Source organism: Nonomuraea sp. NPDC049646, from assembly GCF_044465525.1.
Classification (GTDB): domain Bacteria; phylum Actinomycetota; class Actinomycetes; order Streptosporangiales; family Streptosporangiaceae; genus Nonomuraea.
On the sequence record NZ_JBITLU010000007.1, the window covers coordinates 82306 to 105273 of the forward strand.

Here is a 22968-nt window from a genome sequence, read left to right on the forward strand (position 1 = left end):
AACGCGCTGTAAGCGGGGATTGTTCTGAGCCATTGTCCTGCCCCCTCGCTCTGCGCGGCCAGCATGCGCGCGCACATGGTACGCGACCATGTCGATCGCACGCATGATGGTCAGGATCTGCCGCCGGGGCAGCCCCTGCCTCACTCCCCGACTTGGAGCAGGCACGACGACGCGATGCGCTTGGCCTCGAGAACGACCCTGACCGTCAACGCGCCGCCTCAGGCGCTGAGCACGGAGACGGTAGCTGCGACCGCCAGGGTCTGCTCGCCCGTGAAGAGCACTGACATGCTCGTTAGATCCTCGGGTGTCACCAGCGGCCCGCGGCGACGGTCTCGACCCAGATCAAGCTGTCGTGGACGAACCCGGAGGCATCTTCCAGATGCTGGTGCACCGACCAGCCGCGCATCCGGGCGTTGAGCACGCTCACACCCTGCCGCAAAGTCCCCCTCGGACTCGGGTCAACACTGGCCGCAGCCTAACCGAGTAGTCACAATGGGCCTGCTCAGGGCCTCCCGAATCAAGTTCAGGCCCCTAACCTGAAGATCCCCCGCACGCCGTCGGACAACGGATGAGACGGCCACACGACGGGGCGCGCGAAACACCTCGCGCCATCATTCCCCGAGGAGCAAAGGACCTGTGCCATCGAATGCTGACCTGATCGGAGCACCCGCCGAAGACCCGCACGACAACGACGCGCCACGCACCTGGCGCACGACCGAGGAAGTCGCAGCCATTCTCACCGTCGACCCGTCAACCCTCCGCCGCTGGCGCACGGCGAAGCCGCCCCAAGGACCTCCCTTCGTCCGGCTCACAACGCGCCTGACCCTCTACAACATCCACGACCTGCAGCAGTGGCTCGCCGGCCACCGCATCGACCCCGGCGAGGTGGACTGATGGCGTTCCGGCCCGAGCTGCCGCCGGTCGGCATCACCCTCACCTCCGATGTGGAAGTGCGCGCGGGCAGCAACGCATTCCGCGCTCGCGTGCGATGGTTCGATCCCGTCACCGGCAGTCGGCGTTCCAAGTCCGTAGCCCTGCCCACACAGGATGCGGCCACGAACTGGATCGCGGAGATGGAGAGCGCCGCACGCGGTGGTGTCGACCCGGGCATGGCGACCATGCCCCTCACCGAGTACGGAGAACGCGTCATGCACCTGGCCGTACGCGGCCTGGAGCCGAAGACGCTGGCTCCCTACATGGCCGGGTGGCGCAAGCGGGTGGTGCCCACCCTGGGGCACCTTCCCGTACGCGTGATCACGAACGGGGCGGTCGACCGCGGCGTGCATGGCTGGATCGCCGATGAGTGCGGCCGCTCCACCGTCAAGAACAGCCTGGCCATCCTCGTACGCGTCATGGAGCAAGCCGTGCGCGACGGCATCATCGACCGCAACCCCGCCCGTCTGTCCGGCTGGCAACGCGAGTACAAGAGGGCCGAAGACGAACTGGACGACCCGCGCACGCTGGCGCTGCCGAACCGGGCGGCGCTGGAGCGGCTCTCCCACGCGCTCGTAGCACGTTCGGCCGACCACTTCCCGGGCTGGGGACAGGTCATCGTCTTCGCCGCCTGCACGGCCGCACGCATCGGTGAGGTCTCGGGGGTACGTGCGGGAGACATCGACACCCGCACGTGGACCTGGACGGTCCGCAGGCAGACCACGCCGAGCCCCGGTGGGCTGGCGGACAAGGGGACGAAGGGCAAGCGGGCCCGGCGAGTGCCACTCATCGCCGAGGTTCGCGATCTGGTGCTCACGCGGTTGCAAGTCACCGGGAACGATCCAATGGCCCGCTTGTTCACGGGCCCGAGGGGCGGTCGCATCACGACGGCGGTACTGCGTGATGCCACGCACTGGGACGAGGTGGTGGCCGCGCTCGGTTATGAGCACCTGCGCCGTCACGATCTTCGCCACACCGGCCTGACGTGGATGGCCGATGCGGGAGTGCCCGTGCACGTCCTTCGTAAGATCGCCGGTCACGGGTCCCTGACGACCACGCAGCGCTATCTCCACCCGGACGGCGCTTCCATCGCCGCCGCCGGTAACGCCCTCAGCGCCCACCTCTCAGGGGGCTGGTCCCAAACTGGTCCCAAACTGAGAGCGGTCTAGATCATCGATCAAGGTTGAGTGATCAACAGAAAAGGCCAGCCGCCCTGGGCTTTCACCCAAATTGGCTGGCCTTTCGCAACCGTCGGGACGACAGGATTTGAACCTGCGACCCCTTGACCCCCAGTCAAGTGCGCTACCAAGCTGCGCTACGTCCCGGTTGTGTCGGCCGCCCCCTGCGGGGCGGGACGTCATAACCTTAGCGCACATCGGAGGTAGGCGCGTACACGGAAAGCGGGAGCGGAGGGCGTGGTGGGGCGGAGGCCGAGCGTTGATCGGGCGGAGCTGGCGCGGCTGGTGGCCGGCGGGATGAGTGTGCAGGAGCTGGCCGCTCATTTCGGGGTGTCGGAGTCGGGGGTGCTCCAGGCCAAGCGGGCCGCCGGGCTGGCCAAGCCGATGCTCGACCACAGTGCCGCCGTACCGTGGAAGCTGGCGCGCGTGCACGCGCAGTCGGGGCCGGCGACGAACCTGCGGAACCTGTCGGCGGCGGCGCAGGGGAAGCCGCCGGCGGCGGAGCGGTTGAACACGGCGCTGCGGTGGGCGCAGCGGCTCGTGGACGCGGGGCTCGACGTCCGGTACGACGCGGCTGAGGGGTTCAGTGAGGTTCCGGCCTCGGGTGCGGGCTCGCACGTCGCTACGGTGCTGGAGGCCGCCAGGAAAGGGCTTGCAGCTCACTGAGTACGTGAGTTTCGACGGCCTTGATCGTGGGCAGTCGCAGGTCTCATTACAGAGACCGGAGGCGAACATCAATGACCACCTTGATCTGGGTGGCCGTCGTCGTGGTCGCGGTGGTGGCGCTCGCCGCAGTGGGCTATGTCGTGCTACAGCAGCAACGCCGCAGCCGTCTCCGCGAACGTTTCGGCCCTGAGTACGAGCGTACGGTGGCCGAGAGTGACAACCGGCGCGAGGCCGAGCGGGAGCTCATCGCCCGCGAGCAGCGCCATTCCGAGCTCGACATCCGGCCGCTGCCGGAGGAGACGCGCGACGCGTACGCCAACCGGTGGACCGAGGTCCAGGAGCGTTTCGTCGACGCTCCCGGGTTCGCGGTGACCGAGGCGGACCAGCTCGTCACCTCGGTGATGGCCGACCGCGGCTACCCCACCGACGACTTCGAGCAGCGGCTGTCCGATCTGTCGGTCGGGCACGCGGCCACTCTCGACCACTACAGGACGGCCCACGAGATCAGCGGGCGGGCGGCCAGGAAGGAAGCCTCGACCGAGGAGCTCCGGCAGGCCATGGTTCACTACCGCGCGCTGTTCGAGGAACTGCTGCACGAGACCACGCGAGGGCGGTGAACGTAGATGAGCAGCAGCAAGAGAAGTGAGGACGAGCTCAGGGTCCCGTCGCAGCGGTCGGACGAGGCTGCCAGGGACGACGAGCACAGAGACCTCACCGACGAGACCGGCGACCGGTACGACGGCACCACCACCGGACGCCACGACGACGGCTACCCGAACGACGCCGGCCGCACCCCGGCGGGCCACGGGTACGACTCCACGGTCTCCGACCGGGATCATGACGACGAGCCGTCCTACAAGGACCCCTACGCGAGCACCGGCACTGACGGCGACCTGCCGACCGAGCCGCGCCGCGAGCCCCCTCTGGGACACGGTTCCGACCACCGCTCCCCCGACCCCGACCCCGCTCACGCCGACGTCCCCGCCGACGAGACGCCCGGACACGAGACTTCCCGGGACGTGCTGTCCGGAACCGGGGCACGTCACGACGACCGGTCCGACGACGTTCTGGTCCACAGTGACCGGTCCGACGATGTGCTGGTGCATGGCGACCGTCCCCACGGCGAACTGTCCCATGACGGACGAGCCCAGGAAGACGTCCTGGTGCACGGCGAGCGGGACGACGACGCCCTGGCGCGCGACGGCCTGTCCCCTGCTGGAGCGGCCCGCGACGGGCTGACGACGCACGGCGGTCTCACCGACGATGGGCTCGGCGAGGGCGGGCGGCCGGTCGAGGGGGCTCCCTTCGAAGGGACGCCCGTCCAGGCGACGCCTGTCGAGGGGGCTCCGGTGGATGAGGTTCCCTCGCACGCGGCTCCTCGGGAGGTCGCCCTGTTCGACCAGGACCCCGCCGAGGTGCAGGCCCGCTGGCGGGACGTCCAGGCGTCCTTCGTGGACGACCCCGCCGAGGCGATCCAGCGCGCCGACGGCCTGGTCGGCGAGGTGGTGGAGTCGCTGACCAACTCCCTCACCAGCCGTACCGGCTCTCTGCGGGAGCGCTGGAAGGACGTCGACTCCCCCGACACCGAGGACCTGCGTCAGGCGTTCCGCGACTACCGCAACGTCCTGGAGCAGTTGCTCGCGCTGTCCACGCACAATCTGACCCCCGAACCGAGGAGGTGATCGGCATGCTCGCAGTCGTCGCGGCGATCATCTTCGGGATCGGATTCCTGCTCGACCTCGTGGGTGTGAAAATCGCCGGCGGGATCTCCGGCATGACGTTCGTGCTGCTCGGTCTGACGTTGCTGGCCCTGCATCAGGCGGGTGTCGGCACGGCGAGCATTCGCGGCGGGTACAGCAACTGGCGCGGCCGCAGCCGCCGCTGAGCGGTCCCCTTGGGGCCGCCCTTGAGCGCCACTGACCGCACCTTCGGGCGGGAGGCCGACTGGCCTCCCGCCCGAAACACCCAAAGAACTAAATAGAGCCAAATATCCGGAAAAAGCGGGCCAAGAGCTGACGTCATGAACAGAGCAGACAGGCACACCGCCCAGCAAGCCGACAGCAGAAAACCCGGGCCGACCGACAGCGCGGCCAGGCCGGGCAAGCGAAGGCCGATCCAACGGCCGAGCCCGGACAAGCGAAGACGCAGTCAGTGACCGGGCCCGGATGAGCCCCAGCCAGTGACCGAGCTCAGGACAGGCAAGAAAAGCAGGTCACCCCTTGCCGGGAAACCTCATGATCACGGTGCTGCCCCCGCTCCCCACCCTCAACGTGAAATCGGACGACAGCAGCCGCGCCACCCACAACCCCATCCCCCCGACAGCCCCCGGCAGCGGCCCCGGCTTCCAGAAGCCCTCGTCGTGCACCTCGACCACCAGGTCCCCGCTGATCACCCAGGTCCTCATGGCCGCCCGATCGGCCCCGTGCGTGACCGCGTTGGTCGCCACCTCGTTGACCGCGATGACGAAGTCGCCGACCGCCTCATCGGGCATCCCCACGGCGCGGGCCTCGTCCTCGGCGAACTGCCGGACCTCCGGCAGGTCCGGCAGGCGGAAGCGCAGCTCCTTCACGGGCACGCCGGGTGGCGGGCTCGTGTAGCCCGACTGAGGCTCGACGTCCTCGTTCACCCGGCGACTCGCCTTTCTCTCACCAGCCGGCCAGCGGCTAACCGACCAGCAGCTCACTGCGGAGCTGGTCGAGTACCTTACGGAGAATCCGTGAGACGTGCATCTGCGAGATGCCGAACTCGGCGGCGATCTCGGCCTGCGTCATGTTGCCGAAGAAGCGCAGCAGCAGGATGTGCTTCTCGCGGCTGGGCAGCGCGTCTATGAGCGGCTTGACGGCCTCGCGGTCGACCATGGTGCTCAGCGTGTCGTCGTCCTCGGGGATGACGTCGCCGAGCGAGGCCGCGTCGTCGTCGGTGCCGAGCGGCGCGTCGAGCGACAGCGTGCTGTACGCGGCCGAGGCGTCGAGGGTGAGCAGGACGTCCTCCTCCGAGATGTTCATCTTCGCGGCCAGCTCGGCCACGGTCGGGGACCTGCCGAGGTCCTGGCTGAGGTCGGCGACGAGCCGGTTGAGCTCGGACCGCCGCTCCTGGTAGAGACGCGGGACCCGGATGGCCCAGGTGCGGTCGCGGAAGTGCCGCTTGACCTCACCGGTCATCGTGACGACGGCGTAGCCCCTGAAGGCGTGGCCGAGGGTCGGGTCGAAGCCGTTGACGGCCTTCATCAGGCCGACGTACGCGGCCTGGAGGAGGTCCTCCAAAGGTTCGCCCCGGTAACGGTAACGCCTGGCGATTTCCATGGCCAGCGGCCGGTGCATCTCCACGATGCGCTCGCGCAGCCGCTCCCTGTGGCTGTCGGGTGTGTCTTCCCTGACCATCTCAGCCAGGAGATCTTCCGCTGTCATCTCCTCGAGGACGTACTCCTGCACAGCCATCGCTGCTCCTCATATGGGTCGCAGGGCGGCCTCCGCCAGCGGAAAAGCCCAGGCAGAGGCACGCCTCGCTCTACTCTCGAGACGGAAGCCCTCTGCTGGACTTCGGTCCCAGTCTCCCCCCTGCCGCGGGAAGTATTCCTCGGTCGCGTGGTGACAGTAGGGTTGCTTCGTGACAATGCCCGAAAACGGCGAGGGGCCCGTGGCCGCCCTGAGCCTGACGTCATCGCCCGTCGGCGAGATCACCGTCGTCAAGGTCGACGGTGTGCTCGACGCCACGACGCGTGAGCAGTTCGCCGACTACCTGTCGCTGGCCGGAGCCGACCTGATACTCGATCTGGCCGGGGTGACGTTCATGGATTCGCGCGCGCTCGGGCTGATCGTCCATCACTGGCAGACCAGCCTGGCGTCGGGTTCCAAGTTCGCCCTGGTGGGCGTGGAGTACTCCAAGTCGAAGGTGATGTGGATCACCGGGCTGGCCCAGCGCCTGCCGCTGTACGACACCCTCGACGACGCCCTGGCCGCCATCGGCTGAGGCCCTATGAGCGACGCGTCGACTTGCGCTGGTGCTCCTCCACCAGGAGCCTGGCCAGATCGGCCACCTTGACCTGATGGTGCTGCGAGATCCTGCGCAGCTCCTCGAAGGCGGCCTCGGCCGTGCATCCGCTGGTCTGCATGATGATGCCCTTGGCCTGGTCGATGACCGACCGGCCGGCCAGGGCCTCCTGGAGCTGGGCGGCGTCGGTGCGCACCTCCTCGAACTCCCACATGTTCGCCATGGCCACCCCCACCTGCTCGGTCAGCATGTCGGCCAGCGAGTGGGCGGCCTGGGGGGAGAAGGCACCCGGGCGTACGGAGTAGAGTCCGACGATGAGCTGCGCCGGCGCCACCTCGATGGGCACGATCAGTACCGAACGCACCCCCCAGCGGGTCGCCAGTGCGTTGTAGCGGGGCCAGCGGCTGTCGCTCAGCACGTCGCTCAGGCTCGCCCGGGCGCCGCTCTGGCGGGCCTCCAGGGACGGTCCCTCACCCAGTTCACGTTCGCCCTCGACCAGCATGATCAGCTCGCTGTGCGAGCCGGAGACCAGCACCCGCTGGTCGCGCCAGTGTTCGGCCGAGCCGCCCGAGCACCCGGGCACACCGGCCGCCAGCGCCGTGGTCAGGCCGCGCAACACGCTCTCCGTGGAGGTGTCCTCACCCAGTCGCCCCAGCGCCGCCAGGTCTCGGGCGAGCCCGGGAGTGATCATCGCGGTCGATTCCATAGCAAGAAGCCCCTACCCCTTATGGCTACCGTTATCCCCGGTGGCGTAGCGTCAAAGGATGACCATGCCGGACCTCGAACACGCTCTGGACGCGCTGGCGGGACGCGTGTCGTCCTTGCGTGAGGCGAGGACCGCCTACCCTACCGACCTCGCGCCCACGCTCGACGCCGCCCTGGCCGAACTGGACACCGCGGCCGAGTTGCTCGCCGAGGCGCGCGAGGCGCTGCGCAAGGCGCCCAAGCGCGCCGCGAGCAAGAAGGACGGCACCCAGCGGGAGCTGAAGCTGCTGCGCCAGGTGTTCCGGGCCTTCCCGGTGCCGGTGATCGTGCTCGACGGCGGCGGGGTGGTCCGGCGGATCAACCCGGAGACCTCGCGGGTGCTCGGCAGCCCCGACGGCTACCTGGTCGGGCGGTCGTTCCCGCTGCTGGTCGACGTCTCCAGGCGGGCGGCGTTCCGCTCGCACCTGAACTCGGTGCTGCAGACCGGGCAGCCGTCGGCGTTCGAGACGCGGCTGGCGCACCAGGGGCGGACGCACACCGTGCAGCTCGCGCTGACGCGGGTGACGATGCCGGGCGAGCCGCAGCAGATGGTGGCGGCCGTGGCGCTGCCCACCGAGGTGCAGCTCCCCGAGCCGGGGGCGCGGCGGCCCGAGCAGTCCGACGGGGCGCTGCTGCTGGCCGCGTCCAAACGGCAGGACCTGCTGGCCAGGGTCGGCGGGCTGCTGCTGGACGAGGAGGCGCTGCTGCGCCCGGTGGCGATGCCGCGGACCACGCGCCTGCTGGCGGCCGAGTGGGCCGACTGGGTGATCGCCGACTTGGTGCGCGACGGGCTGCCGCGGCGTTCGGTGGTGGTGGCGCCGAAGAACCATCCGCTGGGCGATCTGGTGCGGCTGGTGGAGTCGGCCGACCCGGCCGGCAGCCAGGTGGTGATGCAGGTGCTGGAGCGCGGCTCGGGCGTGGTGCACGAGATGGTCGACGACGAGTCGCTGCTCGGCTTCACCGCCGACGGGCCGCTGCTGACCGCGATGGGCGCCGGCTCGCTGCTGTCGGTGCCGATCGGGCAGTCCGACGGGGTGCTGACGCTGGTGCGCACGCACGACCGGCCGCCGTTCTCGCTGGCCGACCTCGGGGTGCTCCAGGACGTGGGGATGCAGCTCGGCCTGGCCGTGCGCGCCCAGTCGAGCTTCCAGAGCCGTTCGCGGGCCGCCGACGCGCTGTCGGCCAGCGTGGCCCCGCGCAACCTGCCCGACGTGCCCGGCTACGAGGCGTCGGCGGTCTACCACCCGGGCGCCTCGGTGGGCGCGGAGTTCTACGACGTGTTCCCGGTCGCGGGCGGCTGGGGCTTCGCCCTGGGCGGCGCGGCGGGCAAGGGCGAGGAGGCGGCCTCGGTCAGCGCCATGGTGCGCGGCGGGCTGCGGGTGCTCAGCACCTGGGAGTCCCATCCCGACCTGGTGATGCGCAAGGTCAACGAGGCTCTGGTGGCGCAGGGCACGGGCATGTTCGTGATGGCCGTGGCGGGGTTCGTCAAGGGCCGGACGATCCAGCTCTCCTCGGCCGGTCACCATCCGGCGGCGCTGTTGCAGCCCGACGGCAACGTGCGCTTCGCGGCGGGCGGCGGCGTGCCGCTGGGCATCTCCCGCGAGGCCGAGACGGACGTGCAGGAGCTGACCGTCTCCGTCGGGGAGACGCTGGTGCTCTACTCCGAGGGCCTGATCTCCTCCAGGAACGACGCCGGCGAGCCGTACGGCGAGGAGCGGCTGGCCGACGTGCTGGGCCGTTGCGCGGGCCAGTCACCGGCCACCGTGGTCAAGGCGGTGGAGGCCGACCGGCACGCCTTCTCCGGCGGCCAGGTTTGGGACGAGATCGTGGTACTGGCCCTGAAAGGTGTCTGATCTGCGGGGGTTTGCGATCCGGCGAAACATGGGTATTGTCTTGCCGTAGAACAACGTGCCTAAGACGCAGGCACACCTTGAAGGCTTTTCCACGCTGAGGTGTGCCATGAATATTGCGATCGTCGCGTCCGCCAAGGGAAACCAGCGCCACCGTATCCTCTCCGTAGCGCGCGAGCTGGGCCGCGAACACCACGTCACCATCTACTCCCGTCGTGACGACGCCGAGGGCAAGCCCAAGACGCGGGTGGCCCCGGGGGTCACTCTGGAGCAGATCGACGTGGGCCCGGCCAAGAACCTGTCGCCCGACGACGTCGTGCCGTACCTGAACGACGTGGGCGAGCACCTGATGAAGCGGTGGAACCAGGAGCGCCCGGACGTGATCCACGCCCACTCCTGGACCGGGGGCCTCGCCGCCGTGGCGGGCGCCAAGGGGTTGGACGTGCCGGTCATGCAGACCTTCCACGCCGTGGACGCCGCGCACCAGAAGCTGGAGCGGGCGCTCGGACGCCGGGCCAAGGCGGTCATCGCCGGCTCGGGCGACGAGGAGTCGGCGTTGATCAGGCTGGGCGTGCCGCGCGGGAACATCGCGATCGTGCCGCACGGCGTGGACACCGAGCGGTTCCAGCGGCGCGGGGCGGTCGCCACCAAGGGCGCCCGCAAGCGGCTGCTGCACGTCGGCCCGCTGTCCCCCGAGCGCGGGGCGTACACGGCGGTACGGGCGTTGCAGGGGCTGACGGACGTCGAGCTGGTCATCGCCGGCGGCCCCGAGCCCGAGGACCTGGACGACGACAGGGACGCGCGCCGGCTGCGCGCCCTGGCCGAGCAGCTCGGCGTCGCCGACCGGGTGACGCTGCTGGGGCAGGTCAAGCGGGCCTCGGTGCCGAAGCTGATGCGCAGCGCGGACGCCGTGGTGTCGGTGCCGCGCGAGGCCGCGACGGGCGTCGTCGCGCTGGAGGCCATGGCCTGCGGCGTGCCGGTGATCGCCTCGGCCGTGGGCGCCCACCTCGACTCCGTGATCGACGGCGTGACCGGCCTGCTGGTCCCGCCGGACCGGCCGGCGCGCACCGCGCGGCTGGCCCGCGAGATCCTGTGCGACCCGACGCTGCGCACCGCGCTCGGGTACGCCGGCGCCGACCGGGCGCGCTCGCGCTACTCCTGGGAGCGCGTGAGCCAGGAACTGGTCCGCGTCTACGAGTCGGCCTGCGCCTGAGGCGAACGGCGAGAGGCGGGCGGCGCAAGCCGTCCGCCTCTCGCCGTTCCCAGGCGTGGCCCGCTGTGCCAGGGTGACGCCCATGGAGATCAGTGAGGCACGTTCGCTGGCACACGCGCTGCGACAGCTCCTGGACGACGCGCACACCCTGATCGACGAGTCGCGGTCCCTCCCCGAGCTGGTACGCCGGGTGACCGCGCATCTCGGCTGCGGGCTCACAGACCTGACCTGCGTCACGCGCAGCTTCAAGAACTGGGAGCACGCGAGCCTCCAGAAGGGCGTCGACGCGTACCTGGAGGCGCGGGGCGGGGCCGAGTGGTTCGGGGTGTCCGGGACCGGGCGGGAGCACCACGACACCATCGACATCATCGCCATGTCCGCCCGCGGCCCGGAGGCGGGCGGCATCGGCGCCGTCGACTACGTCACGACGGCCGTCGGCCCGGAGGAGACGATGGAGGTCGTCTCGTTCGGGCTGGTCCTGACGCACGCGCCGGGCGGCGAGCCGATCGTGCTCGGCGTGCGCGGCGCGGTCGAGCGGTTCGGCAGGGAGGACTGCAGGGTGGAGGTGATCGCGGCCTCCCGCCCGCCCGCGACCGCCGCCGGCCAGGAGGTCGAACGGCTGATGCGCGAGAACGACGTGCTGCGCGGCCAGATCCTCACCTTCGGCGCCTCCGAGCACCGGGGCAACCAGCTGGTGACGTTCCTGCCCCGGCCGTCGATCGACCCCGAGCAGGTGATCCTGCCCGACGGGGTGCTGGAGACGATCGAGCGGCACGTGGTGGGCGTCGCCAGGCACGCCGACGTGCTGCGCGCCCGCGGCCAGCACCTCAAGCGCGGCCTGCTGCTGCACGGCCCGCCCGGCACCGGCAAGACGCACACCGTCCGCTACCTGATGGGCCGCATGCCGGGGGTGACGGTCGTGGTCATGGCCGGTACGGCGCTGCGCTTCGTCCAGGAGGCCGCCGCCCTGGCCAGGCGGCTCCAGCCGGCCATCGTGGTCGTCGAGGACGTCGACCTCGTCGCGCACGACCGCCGCTTCTCCGAGGAGGGCAGCCCGCTGCTGTTCACCCTGTTCGACGCCATGGACGGCGTCGGCGCGGACGCCGACGTCACGTTCGTGCTCACCACGAACCGCGTCGAGACCCTGGAGCAGGCGCTGGCCAACCGGCCCGGCCGGGTGGACCTGGCCGTCGAGGTGCCGCGCCCCGACGCCCGCCTGCGCGCCGCGCTGCTGCGCCTGTACGGCGGCGACCTGCTGGCCGGGATCGAGCTGGAACCGCTGGTGACCAGGACGGACGGGATGACCGCCTCGTTCTTCAAGGAGCTGCTGCGCAGGGCCGTGCTGGAGGCGCTGCGCTCCGGCGGGCAGGCCGAGACCCTGAGCCGGGAGCACCTGTCGGCGGCGCTGGAGGAGATGATGCGCAGTCAGGGAGAGCTGACCCGGTCGATGCTGGGCGGCCCGGAATCCGGCCGCAAGGGGCCCTTGTTACCGGAGTGAGATCTTTGCTTCGATGGTCCGCATGTCTACTCGCGGTTCGAAGCGGGCGGCGGTGGCGGCGCTGATCACGGCCCTCGCCCTCCCCCAGAGCGCACAGGCGGAGACGTCGGGGTGGGGCAAGCCCGTCCTCGTCGAGAACTTCGACGGCTCCACGGTCGACACGAGCAGGTGGATGGTCTACCACTCGCCGGACGCGGCCCGTAACCCCCGTACGGGCCGGGCCGCCACGGTCGCGGACGGGATGCTGCGCCTCAAGGGCGGCCGGTACGGCGGCAAGGACCTGTCCGGCGGCGTGGCCACCCGGCTAGCCCAGCGGTACGGCAGGTGGGAGGTGCGGTTCAGGGCCGAGGCGGGCAACGGCTACACGCCGGTCGCGCTGCTGTGGCCCACCTCCCAGGGCGAGGGCGACGGTTACGCCGAGGTCGACTTCGCCGAGATCGTCGACCCGCGAAGGCAGGGCGGCGGCATCTTCGTGCACGGCGGTCGCGGCCGGGCGCAACGGCAGCTGCGGGCCGACTTCACCCGCTGGCACACCGCCGCCGTGGACTGGCTGCCCGGCCGGCTGACGTTCTGGCTGGACGGCAGGAAGGTGTGGGACTACCGCGGCCCGTACGTGCCGGACGGCGACCGCATGGGCCTGGCGCTGCAGAACGACGTGGTCTGCGAGCCGCGCTGCCGCGACTCCTCCACCCCCGCGACGGTGTCGATGTACGTGGACTGGGTGAAGGTCTACCGGCCGTCCTGAGGCAGCAGCCTGGCCGCCTTCAGCCCGAGGTGCACGGTCAGCCGGTCGTCGCCGTCGGACAGGTCCCGGTGCAGGAGGCGTTCGGCCTTGCCCAGGCGGTAGTAGAGGGTCTGGCGGTGGACGCCCAGCTCGGCGGCCGTCTTCTGGGCATGGCCGCCGAGGTCGAGGTAGACCTCCAGCGTCTGGGCCAGCTCGGCGTCGAGGGCGGCGGTCTCGGCGGCCAGCTCGCGCAGGTCGGCGCGGCCGAGCCGGGCCAGCAGGCGGTGCACGCCCAGGTCCTGCCAGCGGGCGATGGGGGCGTGCCGGGGGAAGTGCTCGGCGATGCGCAGCGCCTGGCGGGCCTCGCGCCAGCTCTGCCACGCCTCGGCCGGGTCGTTCCTGGGGGCGCCGATGCCGGCGGCGGTGCCGTACGCGCTCTGCAGGGTCTGGGCGACCTCTCCGGCCAGGTGGGCGGGGGCCAGCAGGGCGACGGGCGAGCCGGTGCGGGCCAGCACGCCGCGCGGGAGCGTCCAGAGGGCGGCCACGCGCTCGCTGGACTCGCGCACGGCGACCGCGGTGACCGGGCCGGGGACCTCGATGGAGGCCGCGGCGCGTTCCTCGGGGTCGGCCGAGAGCAGCGCGAGCAGGCCGCGGCCGAGGTCCTGGCGGCTCCTGGCCTCCTGGGCGAGCGCCGCGGCGGCCCTGGCGACCAGCGGCGCGACGCGGCGCAGCGCCTCGTCGGCGAGGCTGCCGGAGTCCAGCAGCCACAGGTAGCCGTAGGTGACCTCGCCGTGCCGCAGCGGCCAGCAGACCCGGGCCAGCACCTTGAGCTCGGCGTCGGCGGGGATCCTGACCGGGCCGCCGGCCCTGGCGATGCCGTAGCGTTCGAAGTAGTCGCGCACCTCGCCGGTGGCGCGCCGGCGCAGGATCGACTCCTGGCGGACCGTGTCGATGTCGCCGTGCTGGGCGCCGTAGGCGAGCAGGCGGAACGAGCGGTCCTCCAGCGTCGCGGACGCCCCGAGCGTGGCGGCGATCTCGTCGACGATTTCCTGAAGGTCGGACGTGTTGTGCATTTGTATGACAGCCTGCCACATCGATCGTTACGCGCGTTCATGGCCCCCTCTGACCTGGGATTTCTAGACTTGAGGCATGTTGGGTCAACTGCTCCTTGCCGCCTCCGGGAGCGGCGTCGTGCGCCGTTCCGTGTCAGGCTTTCCGCTCACCCGCAAGGTGGTGGACCGGTTCGTCGCGGGCGAGAGCGTCCAGGAGGCCCGGAACGCCATCGAACGGCTGCGTGACGCCAACCTGGCCGTGACCGTCGACCACCTCGGCGAGGAGACGCGCGACGCGCGCGCCGCCGAGACCGTGGCGCAGGCGTACGTGACGCTGCTGGAGGCGCTGAAGCCGCTGCAGCTCGGCGCCCGGGGCGAGGTGTCGGTCAAGTTGTCGGCGGTCGGGCAGCGGCTCGACGACGGCATGGCCCTGGAGCACGCCCGCGAGATCTGCGCCGCCGCCGCGGCCAACGGCTCGACCGTGACGCTCGACATGGAGGACCACACCACCGTCGACTCGACGCTGGGCATCCTGCGCAAGCTGCGCGAGGACTACCCGTCGACCGGCGTGGCGATCCAGGCCTACCTGTTCCGCAGCGAGGACGACTGCCGCGACCTGGCCCACGAGGGATCGCGCGTCCGGCTGGTCAAGGGCGCCTACCGCGAGCCCGCCTCGGTCGCGCACCAGGACAAGCAGGCCGTGGACAAGGCGTACGTGCGATGCCTGCGCATCCTCATGGCGGGGAAGGGTTACCCCATGGTGGCCACGCACGACGACCGGCTGATCTCCATCACCGAGCTGCTCGCCGACCGCTTCGGCCGCACGCTCGGCGACCACGAGTTCCAGATGCTCTACGGGATCCGGACCGACCGGCAGGAGGCCCTGGCCGGAGCCGGTCACACGGTCCGCGTGTACGTCCCCTACGGCGACGACTGGTACGGCTACTTCATGCGCCGGCTGGCCGAGCGCCCCGCCAACGTCGCCTTCTTCCTTCGTGCCCTTGGGGGTAAGTAAATGGATGCCATCAGCAACGTCCCCGTCCCCGTGAACGAGCCCGTGCTCGGCTACGCGCCGGGCAGCGCCGAGCGTACGGCACTGGAGGACCGCATCAAGGAGCTGGCCGGCTCCCCCGTCGACCTGACCATGACCATCGACGGCGAGCAGCGGCTCGGCGGCGGCGCGCCCATCGACGTGGTGCAGCCGCACAACCATGCCTCCGTCCTGGGCCGTACCAACGACGCTACGGCTCAGGACGTGCAGGACGCCATCGACAGCGCCCTGCGGGCGGCGCCCGCCTGGCGGGCGCTGTCCTTCGACGAGCGGGCCGCGGTCTTCCTCAAGGCCGCCGACCTGCTGGCCGGTCCGTGGCGCCAGACGCTGAACGCGGCCACCGTGCTGGGCCAGTCGAAGTCGGCGCAGCAGGCGGAGATCGACTCGGCCTGCGAGCTGATCGACTTCCTGCGCTTCAACGTGGCCTACGCCCGTCAGCTCTACTCCGACCAGCCGATCTCGTCGCCGGGCGTGTGGAACCGGATGGAGTACCGGCCCCTTGAGGGGTTCGTGCTGGCGATCACGCCGTTCAACTTCACCGCCATCGCCGGAAATTTGCCGACTTCTGCCGCTTTGATGGGGAATGTCGTCGTCTGGAAGCCGTCGCCGACGCAGCAGCTCGCCGCGCACCACACGATGCGCCTGCTGGAGGCGGCCGGGCTGCCGCCGGGCGTGATCAACATGGTCACCGGCAACGGGCAGGCCGTCTCCGAGGTCGCGATGACGCACCCGGCCCTGGCCGGCGTGCACTTCACCGGCTCGACCCCCACCTTCCAGCACCTGTGGGGCACGATCGGCGCCAACATCGCCTCCTACCACGGCTACCCGCGCCTGGTGGGCGAGACCGGCGGCAAGGACTTCGTGCTGGCCCACCCCTCGGCCGACCCCGCGGTGCTCTCGACCGCGCTGGTCAGGGGCGCCTTCGAGTACCAGGGCCAGAAGTGCTCGGCGGCCTCGCGGGCGTACGTGCCGCGTTCGGTGTGGAACCGCATGCGTGACGACTTCGTGGGCGTGGCCGAGTCGCTGACCGTGGGCGACGTGGCGGCCGACCTGTCGACGTTCATGGGCGCGGTCATCGACGAGCGGGCCTTCGCCAAGCACAAGGACGCCATCGACCGGGCGCGGGCCGCCTCGAACATCGACGTGCTCACCGGCTCCTACGACTCCGGCGTCGGCTACTTCGTCAAGCCGACCATCCTGGAGTGCGCCGACCCGACGGACGAGATCTTCGTCAAGGAGTACTTCGGGCCGATCCTCGGCGTGCACGTCTACGAGGACCGCGACTTCGACACGGTGCTCGACCAGATGGAGGGCATCGCCCCGTACGCGCTGACCGGCTCGATCATCGCCCAGGACCGGTACGCCATCGCCGCGGCCTCGGAGCGGCTGCGCTTCGCGGCGGGCAACTTCTACGTCAACGACAAGCCGACGGGCGCGGTCGTGGGCCAGCAGCCGTTCGGCGGCGCGCGCGCCTCGGGCACCAACGACAAGGCCGGCTCGATCTTCAACCTGATCCGCTGGGTGAACGCCCGCACGATCAAGGAGACGTTCGTCCCGCCGACCGACCACCGCTACCCGCACATGGGCTGACGCCCCCAAGAGCCACGGCCGGCACCCCCACAGGGGTGCCGGCCGTCTCCATTTCCGTCAGAAGCCGCCCTTGACGATCGTCAGCGCATTCTCCGCACCTCTGGCGAAGCCGGGAACCCCCGCCTTGTCCAGCGCGGCGAGGACGTCACGGATGGTCATCGGTGGACGGCGTTTCCCCGCCGCCATCCGGGCGAGCACGCCCAGCACCTCACGCGGACTGCGGTTCAGCAGCGAGCGCAGGTACGCATCGGAAGTGCTGACGCTCACCCCGTGGCGGCCGAGGAACGGCGCCGGGAAGTCCGTGACGTTCCAGGTGACCAGGATCCGGGCGCGACCCGCCATCGCGGCGGCCATGTGATGGCGGTCGTCGAGGTCGGGGCCCTCCATCTGATCGATCAGGTGCTTGTAGTCGTCCTCTGAGACCCGGCTGTCGGCGAAGAACTCGCGGATCACCGCCCCGATGCGCGCCGCAGAATGGGCGGAGCGGTGCTGCTCGCGCACGATGACACGTTCCCATTCCGACAGCAGGTGATCGCTCCAGACCCAGGTGCGCACGGCGTCCTCGGTCATCGCGAGCATGAGATCCATCAGCGAGAACGGGAACAGCACGTTGGTGTCGACGAAGACCCGCGCCATCAGCCAATGTCCCTCGGGAGATCAATAGGGTAGTTCCGCCTCTTCGGCGACCTCCATGATCCTGCGACGGGCTTCGGCGCGACGCTCGCGGCGATCCTGGAACTCCAGGACGTCTTCCAGGCGGACGACACGATGGCGACTGCCCGGAAGGCGTTGTGCGGGGATCTCGCCCTCGTCCAGCAGTCGCACGACGAAGGGACGCGACAGGCCGAGCAGCTCTGCGACCTCGTTGGGGCTCAACAGGACCTCGGCAGGCAGGGCCCAGACGGCGTGCCCCTTGCCGAGATCGTGCGCCGCGGCGGCCAGGAGCGTGACCAACGAGCGTGGCAGCACGAGGTCGGTGCCGTCCGGCCCGCGCAGCACCAGCGACGCGTTCCCTGCGGCAGCCGTCGCCTCCAGGTGTTCGAGCAGCTCGCGGTCACCGCTGTCGGCTTCGACGCGCGTCGCGCCGGCCAGGACGCCGCTGCGGGGCATGACCACCTCCAACTCTTGATATCTGCAATAAGTGTAACCCGCCCCCACTGAGGGGCGGGAGCGCGTGGCGTAATGTGCAAGGTTTGTGTCATTGACGCCAATGCAGGGCCGCGACCAGCATGAAGGCATGCAGCGACGGATCGTGATCGTCGTCTTCCCGGGCTTCCAGTTGCTGGACATGGCCGGGCCGGCGGACGTGTTCGCGACCGCCGACCTGATCGCCCGGGGACGCGGATACCGGGTCGAGGTGGCCGGTGTGGAGGCGGGGGCGGTGAGCGCGTCGAACGGGGTCACCGTCATGGCGGGGGCGCTCGGCGAGGTGTCGGGGCCGATCGACACGCTCATGGTGGCCGGCGGGCTGTCGGTGCCCGGTCAGCTGGAGGACCGCGCGCTGATCGGGGCGGTCGCCGGCCTGGCGGCGCGGGCCGGGCGGGTGGCCTCGGTCTGCAACGGGGCCTTCGTGCTGGCCGAGGCCGGGCTGCTCGGCCGGCGCCGGGCCACCACCCACTGGCTGGCCGCCGACGACCTGCGTCACCGCTACGCCGACGTCGAGGTGGACCCCGATCCCCTCTACATCGAGGACGGCAACGTGTGGACCTCGGCGGGCGTGCTGTCCGGCGTGGACCTCGCGCTCGCGCTGGTGGCCAGGGACCACGGCCACGAGCTGGCCCGCGACGTCGCCCGCGGGCTCGTCGTCTACCTGCACCGGCCGGGCGGGCAGAGCCAGTTCAGCGCGCCGATGCGGGCCATGACGCCGCGCAGCCTCCCCCTGCGGGAGCTGCAGGGCTACATCGACGCCCACCCGGCCGCCGACCTGAGCGTGCCCGCGCTCGCCCGGCGCGTCGGGATGAGCGAACGGCACTTCTCCCGCGTCTTCACCGAGCAGACCGGCCTGCCGCCCGGCCGGTACGTCGAACGCAGCCGCGCCGACGCCGCCAGACGCCTCCTGGAGGTCACCGGGCATCCCCTGGAGACCGTGGCCAGGGAGGCCGGTCTGGGCACGCCGGAGACCCTCTATCGCGTCTTCCGCCGCCATTGGCGGGTGTCGCCGGGCGAGCACCGCCGCAGATTCCAGTCGAAGGAGAAATGACACCATGCATGTGGCAATCCCGCTTTATCCCCGTTTCACCGCTCTGGACGCGGTCGGCCCCTACACCGTGCTGGCGTTCGCGCCCGGCGTCACGGTGACGTTCGTGGCCGGGGAGGTGGGGCCGGTGACCGACGACCAGGGCACGCTGTCGATCACCGCCACCGCCTCCTACGCCGACGTGCCGCGCCCCGACGTGGTGCTCGTGCCCGGCGGGCCCGGCACCGCGGAGGCGATGTCGGACGAGGCGCTGCTCGGCTGGCTGCGCGAGGCCCACGAGCACACGCAGTGGACGACGTCGGTGTGCAGCGGCTCGTACGTGCTGGGCGCGGCGGGGCTGCTCGAGGGCGTGCGCGCGACCACCCACTGGGCGGTGCTGGACGGCCTGACGGGCGTCGGCGCCGAGCCGGTGAGCGAGCGCGTCGTCACCGAGGGCAAGATCGTGACGGCCGCCGGGGTGTCGGCCGGGATCGACATGGCCCTGACCCTGCTGGCCAAGGCCGACGGCGTCCAGACGGCCGAGGCCGTGCAGCTCGCGATCGAGTACGACCCGTGCCCGCCGTTCGACGCGGGCTCGCCCGCCAAGGCGCCCGAGGGCACCGTCGAGCGGGCCATGAGCCTGATCTCCTGACCGTCCGGCCGCCGCGCCCCCGTCCCCTTCCCGGGACGGGGGCGCCGCGCGTTCCAGCAGGTCAGGACCGGTCGTCCGCGGGCGGGTCGCCCGTGGCGCCGAGCGGCAGGACGTCGAAGTGCACGACGACGTGGGCGCCGTCGGAAGGGGCCTCCCTGCCGTCCGACAGTCCGCGGAAGCGGTCCAGCACCTCCAGCACCTGGTCGCGCAGGTCGGCCGTCTCCTCCGGGGTGAGCCGCAGCGAGCGGCGGGCGAACACGCCGGCCTGCGTCCATTCCTCGGGAGCCCGCATCGCCCCCTCCCGCCAGCGGGTCAGCTCCGCGCCGCGCTGCCGGACCATGTCGTCCAGAAGGAACCTCAGCGCGGCGTCGACCTCCTCGGGGTTGCCCTTCGCGGGCCCGAAGCTGAAGCCGCCCGGGGTGATCCGCCAGTACTTCTCCTTGCCCCGGCCCAGCTCGGACGCGATCTCGATCATGCCGTGGCGGGCCAGCTCGCGCAGGTGGTAGCTGGTGGCCCCGGTGTTCTGCCCGAGCAGGCCGGCCAGGCCGGTGGCCGTGGCCGGGCCGTGCTCGTCGAGCAGCTCGTAGATGCGCAGCCGCAGCGGGTGCGCGAACGACTTCAGCGCCTTCGCGTCGAGGGTGCGGGCGGAGAAGCTCTTGCCTTCTGTCACTGTGCAAGCCTATCTTTGCAAAGAAATCTATGCACACTTTTCTTTACATACTATCGGGGTGAGCCGTGAACCGTCTGGGCCGGGCCTTCTGGTTCCTTTGGTCGTCCACCGCGCTGTCGAACCTGGCCGACGGTGTCCTGCGGATCGGCGCGCCGCTGCTGGCCGTGTCCATGACCCGCTCCCCCACGCTGGTGTCGCTGGCCGGGGCCGCCGCGACCGCGCCCTGGCTGCTGCTCGCGCTGCACGCGGGGGCGGTGGCCGACCGGGCCGACCGCCGCCGGATCATGACGCTGGCCAACGCCGCGCGTACGGCGGTGCTGGCGGTGGGGGCGCTGCTGGCCGCGGCGGGGTTGCTGAACCTGTGGACGCTGCTCGCGGTGATCTTCGCGGCCGGGGTGAGCGAGGTCTTCGCCGACACCTCGGCGCAGGCCGTCCTGCCCATGACCGTCGCCAAGGACGACCTCACCAGGGCCAACGCCCGGATCGTCGGCGTCCAGACCGTCGGCAACGACTTCGTCGGCGCGCCGGTGGCCGGGCTGCTCGCCGGCCTGCTGCCCGCCGCCCTCTTCGGCGCCCCCGCCCTCCTGTACGCCGCCGCCGCCCTGCTGCTGACCGGCATGGCCGGCTCCTTCCGGGCCGCTCCGGCCGCTCCGCCGGCGTCCGGGCCGCGCCGCCCGCTGCGCGCCGACATCGCCGAGGCGCTGCGCTACCTGTGGGCCCACCGGCTGCTGCGCAGGCTGGCGATCTCGGCGGGCATGCTGAACCTGGCCAACGCCGGATACTTCGCCGTCTTCGTCCTGTGGGCCGTCGGCGACGGCTCGCGCATCGGCCTCGACCCGACCGGCTACGGCCTGATGATGACGGCGTTCGCGGCCGGCGCGGTGCTCGGCTCGCCGCTGACCGGGCCGGTCACGCGGCTGATCGGCGAGGCAGGCACGCTGGTGGGGGCGTGGCTGATCAGCAGCCTGCTGCTGCTCGTCCCCATGCTCGTGCCGTCGCCGTGGGCGCTGTACCCGGTCGCGGTGGCGTGGGGCGTGACGGGGGCGGCGGCCAACGTGCTGGTCGTCTCGGTCCGCCAGCGGCTGATCCCCGGCGAGCTGCTCGGACGGGTGAACTCCGCCTACCGGCTGGTCGGCATGGGCGGCATGCCCGTGGGCGCGGCGCTCGGCGGCCTGGCGGGCGACCTGTTCGGGCTGGCCGCCGTCCTGGCCGGGGCCGCGGGGCTGTGCCTGGTGGCGGTGGGGCTCGTGTGGCGCGCCCTGCCTGGGCGAATTTCTGCGGCGCTGACCAGCGAACCTACACTTCCCGACATATCCAGATCACGTTAGGCACACTATGCCGCGTGCGGAGATGACATGATTATCCCCGAGCTTGAGGGGATGGTATGCGGGAGATCGGCGGACGGTACCTCCTGAACGAGGAGGCCGGTCGTGGGGGTATGGGAGTCGTCTGGCGGGCGTTCGATCGGCTCCTCCACCGAGAGGTGGCGTTGAAGGAGCTGACTCTGGCCGGTGAGGCCGAGATGGTTCGCCGCCGGGTGCTGCGTGAGGCCCGGATGGCGGCCGGCCTGACGCACCCCAACATCGTCACGGTCCACGACCTGATGGAAGTGGGCGGCAAGCTCTGGATCGTGATGGAGTACCTGCACGGGCTCTCACTCCACCAACTGCTCTCGCAGGTGGGCACGTTGCCTGCGCAGTCGGTGGTGGCGATCGGCCAGCACCTGCTGGCCGCGCTGCGCACCGCGCACAAGGCCGGCGTGCTCCATCGCGACGTCAAGCCCGCGAACGTGATGCTGACCGGCGACCGGGTGGTGCTGACCGACTTCGGCATCGCCACGGCCGAGGGCGACATCCGCATGACGACCTCGCGGCGGCTGCGCGGCACCCCCGCGTTCATGGCCCCGGAGCGGCTGCACGGCGGGCCGGCCAGCAAGGAGGCCGACATGTGGTCCTTCGGCGCGACGCTCTACAGCGCCGTCGAGGGCCAGCCGCCCTACCCCGGGCAGGACGCGGCCACGGTGCTCGGCATGGCCCGCAGCGGCCCGTACCCGCCGCCGCGGCGGGCCGGGGTGATGCGCCCGCTCATCGAGGGGCTGCTCCACCACGACCCGGTGCGCCGCTACACGCCGGAGCAGACGGCGGGCCTGCTGGCCGGCATGCGCGCCAGCGCCTACCAGGCCGCCATCTGACCGGCTCCCTCCGGCGGACCGGAGGCGGCCTCAGTCCCGCTGGGCGCGGGCCTCGGCCTCGGCGGCGTCCATGGCGGCCGCCTCCTCGGGGGTGGGCGCGGTGCCGCCCAGGTGCGCGGGCTGCCACCACACGCCCGGCGGCACCTCGGGATAGGTGCGCTGCGCCCGGTCGACCAGCTCCGACAGGCGCGCGTGCAGGTCGACGGTGTGCTGGTTGACGTCCTCGCCGCGCTTGGGGTGGAACGGCTCGCCCACCAGGATGGTGATCGGCACGTGCCGCTGGGTGAGCTGCTTGGGCCGGCCCTTGGTCCACAGCCGCTGGCTGCCCCACAGGGCGACCGGGATGACCGGCACGTTGGTGGCCTGGGCCATGCGGATGGCGCCGTTCTTGATCTCCTTGACGGTGAAGGAGCGGCTGATCGTGGCCTCGGCGAAGACGCCCACCACCTCGCCGGCCTTCAGCTTGCGCAGCGCGGTGGCGTACGAGCCCGCCCCGGCCCCGCGGTCGACCGGGATGTGGTGCATGCCGCGCATCAGCGGCCCGGAGATCCGGTGGTCGAAGACGTCCTGCTTGGCCATGAAGCGCACCAGCCGCTTGGACGGCAGCGCGGCGAACCCCGCGAAGATGAAGTCGAGATAGCTGATGTGATTGCTCACCAGCACCGCTCCCCCGGTCCTGGGCACGTGCTCGGTGCCCTCCATGTGGAAGCGGTAGTCGAGCACGCGAAAGAGGGTCCGCGCGGCGGTGATCACCGGCGGGTACACAATCTCAGCCATGAGCAGAAGGTAG

General features: G+C 71.1%; 25 protein-coding genes and 1 tRNA gene. 17 read left to right on the forward strand and 9 right to left on the reverse strand.

Going from position 1 to position 22968, the window contains the following annotated elements; genetic code table 11:
- Nucleotides 1-636: 636 nt before the first annotated feature.
- Nucleotides 637-894 (forward strand): helix-turn-helix transcriptional regulator, encoded by a 258-nt coding sequence (locus ACIBQ8_RS21635; protein ID WP_397192826.1) that lies wholly within the window; start codon nt 637-639, stop codon nt 892-894.
- Nucleotides 894-2102, forward strand: a complete 1209-nt coding sequence (locus ACIBQ8_RS21640; protein ID WP_397192827.1) for a tyrosine-type recombinase/integrase — start codon at nt 894-896, stop codon at nt 2100-2102. Before ACIBQ8_RS21635 ends, ACIBQ8_RS21640 begins: the two co-directional genes overlap by 1 nt.
- A gap of 82 nt (nt 2103-2184) precedes the next feature.
- On the opposite strand, the gene ACIBQ8_RS21645 is transcribed toward ACIBQ8_RS21640, so the two are convergent.
- Nucleotides 2185-2258: transfer RNA gene (locus ACIBQ8_RS21645), tRNA-Pro, on the reverse strand.
- A 150-nt stretch (nt 2259-2408) separates the two neighbouring features.
- On the opposite strand from ACIBQ8_RS21645, the gene ACIBQ8_RS21650 reads away from it, so the two are divergent.
- The 4 genes from ACIBQ8_RS21650 to ACIBQ8_RS21665 all read left to right on the forward strand — a co-directional run bounded on the left by ACIBQ8_RS21650 (nt 2409) and on the right by ACIBQ8_RS21665 (nt 4662).
- Nucleotides 2409-2777 (forward strand): hypothetical protein, encoded by a 369-nt coding sequence (locus tag ACIBQ8_RS21650; protein WP_397171592.1) that lies wholly within the window; start codon nt 2409-2411, stop codon nt 2775-2777.
- A 71-nt stretch (nt 2778-2848) separates the two neighbouring features.
- Complete coding sequence (locus tag ACIBQ8_RS21655; protein ID WP_358293686.1) at nt 2849-3394, forward strand: hypothetical protein; 546 nt, start codon at nt 2849-2851, stop codon at nt 3392-3394.
- A 6-nt stretch (nt 3395-3400) separates the two neighbouring features.
- Nucleotides 3401-4459 carry a hypothetical protein gene (locus ACIBQ8_RS21660; protein WP_397192828.1) on the forward strand — a complete coding sequence of 353 codons (1059 nt, stop codon included), beginning with the start codon at nt 3401-3403 and terminating at the stop codon, nt 4457-4459.
- A gap of 5 nt (nt 4460-4464) precedes the next feature.
- Nucleotides 4465-4662, forward strand: coding sequence for a hypothetical protein (locus ACIBQ8_RS21665; RefSeq protein ID WP_397171588.1), 198 nt, complete (start codon nt 4465-4467; stop codon nt 4660-4662).
- A 327-nt stretch (nt 4663-4989) separates the two neighbouring features.
- Here ACIBQ8_RS21665 and ACIBQ8_RS21670 read toward each other — a convergent pair whose 3' ends face one another.
- Both ACIBQ8_RS21670 and ACIBQ8_RS21675 read right to left on the reverse strand, forming a co-directional pair.
- Nucleotides 4990-5403, reverse strand: coding sequence for an ATP-binding protein (locus ACIBQ8_RS21670; protein WP_397171586.1), 414 nt, complete (start codon nt 5401-5403; stop codon nt 4990-4992).
- 37 nt (nt 5404-5440) lie between these two features.
- Nucleotides 5441-6214, reverse strand: coding sequence for a SigB/SigF/SigG family RNA polymerase sigma factor (locus ACIBQ8_RS21675; RefSeq protein WP_397192829.1), 774 nt, complete (start codon nt 6212-6214; stop codon nt 5441-5443).
- 175 nt (nt 6215-6389) lie between these two features.
- Between ACIBQ8_RS21675 and ACIBQ8_RS21680 the strand changes: the two genes are divergently transcribed.
- Nucleotides 6390-6746: an STAS domain-containing protein gene (locus ACIBQ8_RS21680; protein WP_397192989.1), complete on the forward strand. Its 357-nt coding sequence runs from the start codon at nt 6390-6392 to the stop codon at nt 6744-6746.
- A gap of 4 nt (nt 6747-6750) precedes the next feature.
- Here the strand turns inward: ACIBQ8_RS21680 and ACIBQ8_RS21685 are convergent, their stop codons facing one another.
- Nucleotides 6751-7473 carry a GAF and ANTAR domain-containing protein gene (locus tag ACIBQ8_RS21685; RefSeq protein WP_364330995.1) on the reverse strand — a complete coding sequence of 241 codons (723 nt, stop codon included), beginning with the start codon at nt 7471-7473 and terminating at the stop codon, nt 6751-6753.
- A 58-nt stretch (nt 7474-7531) separates the two neighbouring features.
- Between ACIBQ8_RS21685 and ACIBQ8_RS21690 the strand changes: the two genes are divergently transcribed.
- The 4 genes from ACIBQ8_RS21690 (at nt 7532) to ACIBQ8_RS21705 (ending at nt 12817) form a co-directional block, all read left to right on the forward strand.
- Entirely contained in the window at nt 7532-9364 is a 1833-nt protein-coding gene (locus ACIBQ8_RS21690) for a SpoIIE family protein phosphatase (protein WP_397171582.1), read from the forward strand.
- A 106-nt stretch (nt 9365-9470) separates the two neighbouring features.
- Entirely contained in the window at nt 9471-10574 is a 1104-nt protein-coding gene (locus ACIBQ8_RS21695) for a glycosyltransferase (protein ID WP_397171580.1), read from the forward strand.
- An 82-nt stretch (nt 10575-10656) separates the two neighbouring features.
- Nucleotides 10657-12072 carry an AAA family ATPase gene (locus ACIBQ8_RS21700; RefSeq protein WP_397192830.1) on the forward strand — a complete coding sequence of 472 codons (1416 nt, stop codon included), beginning with the start codon at nt 10657-10659 and terminating at the stop codon, nt 12070-12072.
- Between the two features lie 22 nt (nt 12073-12094).
- On the forward strand, nt 12095-12817 hold the full coding sequence (locus ACIBQ8_RS21705) for a glycoside hydrolase family 16 protein (protein ID WP_397192831.1): 723 nt from the start codon (nt 12095-12097) through the stop codon (nt 12815-12817).
- On the opposite strand, the gene ACIBQ8_RS21710 is transcribed toward ACIBQ8_RS21705, so the two are convergent.
- Complete coding sequence (locus tag ACIBQ8_RS21710; protein WP_352358124.1) at nt 12802-13869, reverse strand: helix-turn-helix domain-containing protein; 1068 nt, start codon at nt 13867-13869, stop codon at nt 12802-12804. The two genes, ACIBQ8_RS21705 and ACIBQ8_RS21710, sit on opposite strands and share 16 nt — an antisense overlap.
- Before the next feature lie 76 nt (nt 13870-13945).
- Here ACIBQ8_RS21710 and ACIBQ8_RS21715 point away from each other — a divergent pair, with 76 nt between their 5' ends.
- Nucleotides 13946-14863 (forward strand): proline dehydrogenase family protein, encoded by a 918-nt coding sequence (locus ACIBQ8_RS21715; RefSeq protein WP_352329158.1) that lies wholly within the window; start codon nt 13946-13948, stop codon nt 14861-14863.
- A complete protein-coding gene (pruA, locus tag ACIBQ8_RS21720; RefSeq protein WP_397171574.1) occupies nt 14864-16489 on the forward strand; it encodes an L-glutamate gamma-semialdehyde dehydrogenase in 1626 nt (541 codons plus the stop codon).
- Between the two features lie 57 nt (nt 16490-16546).
- Here pruA and ACIBQ8_RS21725 read toward each other — a convergent pair whose 3' ends face one another.
- Both ACIBQ8_RS21725 and ACIBQ8_RS21730 read right to left on the reverse strand, forming a co-directional pair.
- Nucleotides 16547-17125, reverse strand: coding sequence for a PIN domain-containing protein (locus tag ACIBQ8_RS21725; RefSeq protein WP_397192832.1), 579 nt, complete (start codon nt 17123-17125; stop codon nt 16547-16549).
- A 21-nt stretch (nt 17126-17146) separates the two neighbouring features.
- Nucleotides 17147-17599: a helix-turn-helix domain-containing protein gene (locus ACIBQ8_RS21730; RefSeq protein ID WP_397171570.1), complete on the reverse strand. Its 453-nt coding sequence runs from the start codon at nt 17597-17599 to the stop codon at nt 17147-17149.
- A gap of 127 nt (nt 17600-17726) precedes the next feature.
- Here ACIBQ8_RS21730 and ACIBQ8_RS21735 point away from each other — a divergent pair, with 127 nt between their 5' ends.
- Both ACIBQ8_RS21735 and ACIBQ8_RS21740 read left to right on the forward strand, forming a co-directional pair.
- Nucleotides 17727-18689, forward strand: coding sequence for a GlxA family transcriptional regulator (locus tag ACIBQ8_RS21735; RefSeq protein ID WP_397192833.1), 963 nt, complete (start codon nt 17727-17729; stop codon nt 18687-18689).
- A gap of 4 nt (nt 18690-18693) precedes the next feature.
- Nucleotides 18694-19317, forward strand: coding sequence for a DJ-1/PfpI family protein (locus tag ACIBQ8_RS21740; RefSeq protein ID WP_397192834.1), 624 nt, complete (start codon nt 18694-18696; stop codon nt 19315-19317).
- Nucleotides 19318-19378: 61 nt separating this feature from the next.
- On the opposite strand, the gene ACIBQ8_RS21745 is transcribed toward ACIBQ8_RS21740, so the two are convergent.
- Entirely contained in the window at nt 19379-19987 is a 609-nt protein-coding gene (locus ACIBQ8_RS21745) for an ArsR/SmtB family transcription factor (RefSeq protein WP_397192835.1), read from the reverse strand.
- 65 nt (nt 19988-20052) lie between these two features.
- Between ACIBQ8_RS21745 and ACIBQ8_RS21750 the strand changes: the two genes are divergently transcribed.
- Together ACIBQ8_RS21750 and ACIBQ8_RS21755 are read left to right on the forward strand one after the other, a co-directional pair.
- Nucleotides 20053-21315 (forward strand): MFS transporter, encoded by a 1263-nt coding sequence (locus ACIBQ8_RS21750; RefSeq protein WP_397192836.1) that lies wholly within the window; start codon nt 20053-20055, stop codon nt 21313-21315.
- Between the two features lie 56 nt (nt 21316-21371).
- On the forward strand, nt 21372-22178 hold the full coding sequence (locus ACIBQ8_RS21755) for a serine/threonine-protein kinase (protein WP_352358144.1): 807 nt from the start codon (nt 21372-21374) through the stop codon (nt 22176-22178).
- Nucleotides 22179-22208: 30 nt separating this feature from the next.
- Here ACIBQ8_RS21755 and ACIBQ8_RS21760 read toward each other — a convergent pair whose 3' ends face one another.
- Entirely contained in the window at nt 22209-22955 is a 747-nt protein-coding gene (locus tag ACIBQ8_RS21760) for a lysophospholipid acyltransferase family protein (RefSeq protein ID WP_397171561.1), read from the reverse strand.
- Nucleotides 22956-22968 lie beyond the last annotated feature (13 nt).

What these genes read in the sequence shown, in the direction of transcription:
- ACIBQ8_RS21730 (WP_397171570.1), bottom strand. Translation starts at nt 17,599, where the DNA reads ATGCCCCGCAGCGGCGTCCTGGCCGGCGCGACGCGCGTCGAAGCCGAC.
- ACIBQ8_RS21665 (WP_397171588.1), top strand. Translation starts at nt 4,465, where the DNA reads ATGCTCGCAGTCGTCGCGGCGATCATCTTCGGGATCGGATTCCTGCTC.
- ACIBQ8_RS21675 (WP_397192829.1), bottom strand. Translation starts at nt 6,214, where the DNA reads ATGGCTGTGCAGGAGTACGTCCTCGAGGAGATGACAGCGGAAGATCTC.
- ACIBQ8_RS21735 (WP_397192833.1), top strand. Translation starts at nt 17,727, where the DNA reads ATGCAGCGACGGATCGTGATCGTCGTCTTCCCGGGCTTCCAGTTGCTG.
- ACIBQ8_RS21690 (WP_397171582.1), top strand. Translation starts at nt 7,532, where the DNA reads ATGACCATGCCGGACCTCGAACACGCTCTGGACGCGCTGGCGGGACGC.
- ACIBQ8_RS21680 (WP_397192989.1), top strand. Translation starts at nt 6,390, where the DNA reads ATGCCCGAAAACGGCGAGGGGCCCGTGGCCGCCCTGAGCCTGACGTCA.
- pruA (WP_397171574.1), top strand. Translation starts at nt 14,864, where the DNA reads ATGGATGCCATCAGCAACGTCCCCGTCCCCGTGAACGAGCCCGTGCTC.
- ACIBQ8_RS21740 (WP_397192834.1), top strand. Translation starts at nt 18,694, where the DNA reads ATGCATGTGGCAATCCCGCTTTATCCCCGTTTCACCGCTCTGGACGCG.
- ACIBQ8_RS21685 (WP_364330995.1), bottom strand. Translation starts at nt 7,473, where the DNA reads ATGGAATCGACCGCGATGATCACTCCCGGGCTCGCCCGAGACCTGGCG.
- ACIBQ8_RS21715 (WP_352329158.1), top strand. Translation starts at nt 13,946, where the DNA reads ATGTTGGGTCAACTGCTCCTTGCCGCCTCCGGGAGCGGCGTCGTGCGC.
- ACIBQ8_RS21705 (WP_397192831.1), top strand. Translation starts at nt 12,095, where the DNA reads ATGTCTACTCGCGGTTCGAAGCGGGCGGCGGTGGCGGCGCTGATCACG.
- ACIBQ8_RS21710 (WP_352358124.1), bottom strand. Translation starts at nt 13,869, where the DNA reads ATGCACAACACGTCCGACCTTCAGGAAATCGTCGACGAGATCGCCGCC.
- ACIBQ8_RS21700 (WP_397192830.1), top strand. Translation starts at nt 10,657, where the DNA reads ATGGAGATCAGTGAGGCACGTTCGCTGGCACACGCGCTGCGACAGCTC.
- ACIBQ8_RS21695 (WP_397171580.1), top strand. Translation starts at nt 9,471, where the DNA reads ATGAATATTGCGATCGTCGCGTCCGCCAAGGGAAACCAGCGCCACCGT.
- ACIBQ8_RS21755 (WP_352358144.1), top strand. Translation starts at nt 21,372, where the DNA reads ATGCGGGAGATCGGCGGACGGTACCTCCTGAACGAGGAGGCCGGTCGT.
- ACIBQ8_RS21760 (WP_397171561.1), bottom strand. Translation starts at nt 22,955, where the DNA reads ATGGCTGAGATTGTGTACCCGCCGGTGATCACCGCCGCGCGGACCCTC.
- ACIBQ8_RS21640 (WP_397192827.1), top strand. Translation starts at nt 894, where the DNA reads ATGGCGTTCCGGCCCGAGCTGCCGCCGGTCGGCATCACCCTCACCTCC.
- ACIBQ8_RS21655 (WP_358293686.1), top strand. Translation starts at nt 2,849, where the DNA reads ATGACCACCTTGATCTGGGTGGCCGTCGTCGTGGTCGCGGTGGTGGCG.
- ACIBQ8_RS21660 (WP_397192828.1), top strand. Translation starts at nt 3,401, where the DNA reads ATGAGCAGCAGCAAGAGAAGTGAGGACGAGCTCAGGGTCCCGTCGCAG.
- ACIBQ8_RS21650 (WP_397171592.1), top strand. Translation starts at nt 2,409, where the DNA reads ATGAGTGTGCAGGAGCTGGCCGCTCATTTCGGGGTGTCGGAGTCGGGG.
- ACIBQ8_RS21725 (WP_397192832.1), bottom strand. Translation starts at nt 17,125, where the DNA reads ATGGCGCGGGTCTTCGTCGACACCAACGTGCTGTTCCCGTTCTCGCTG.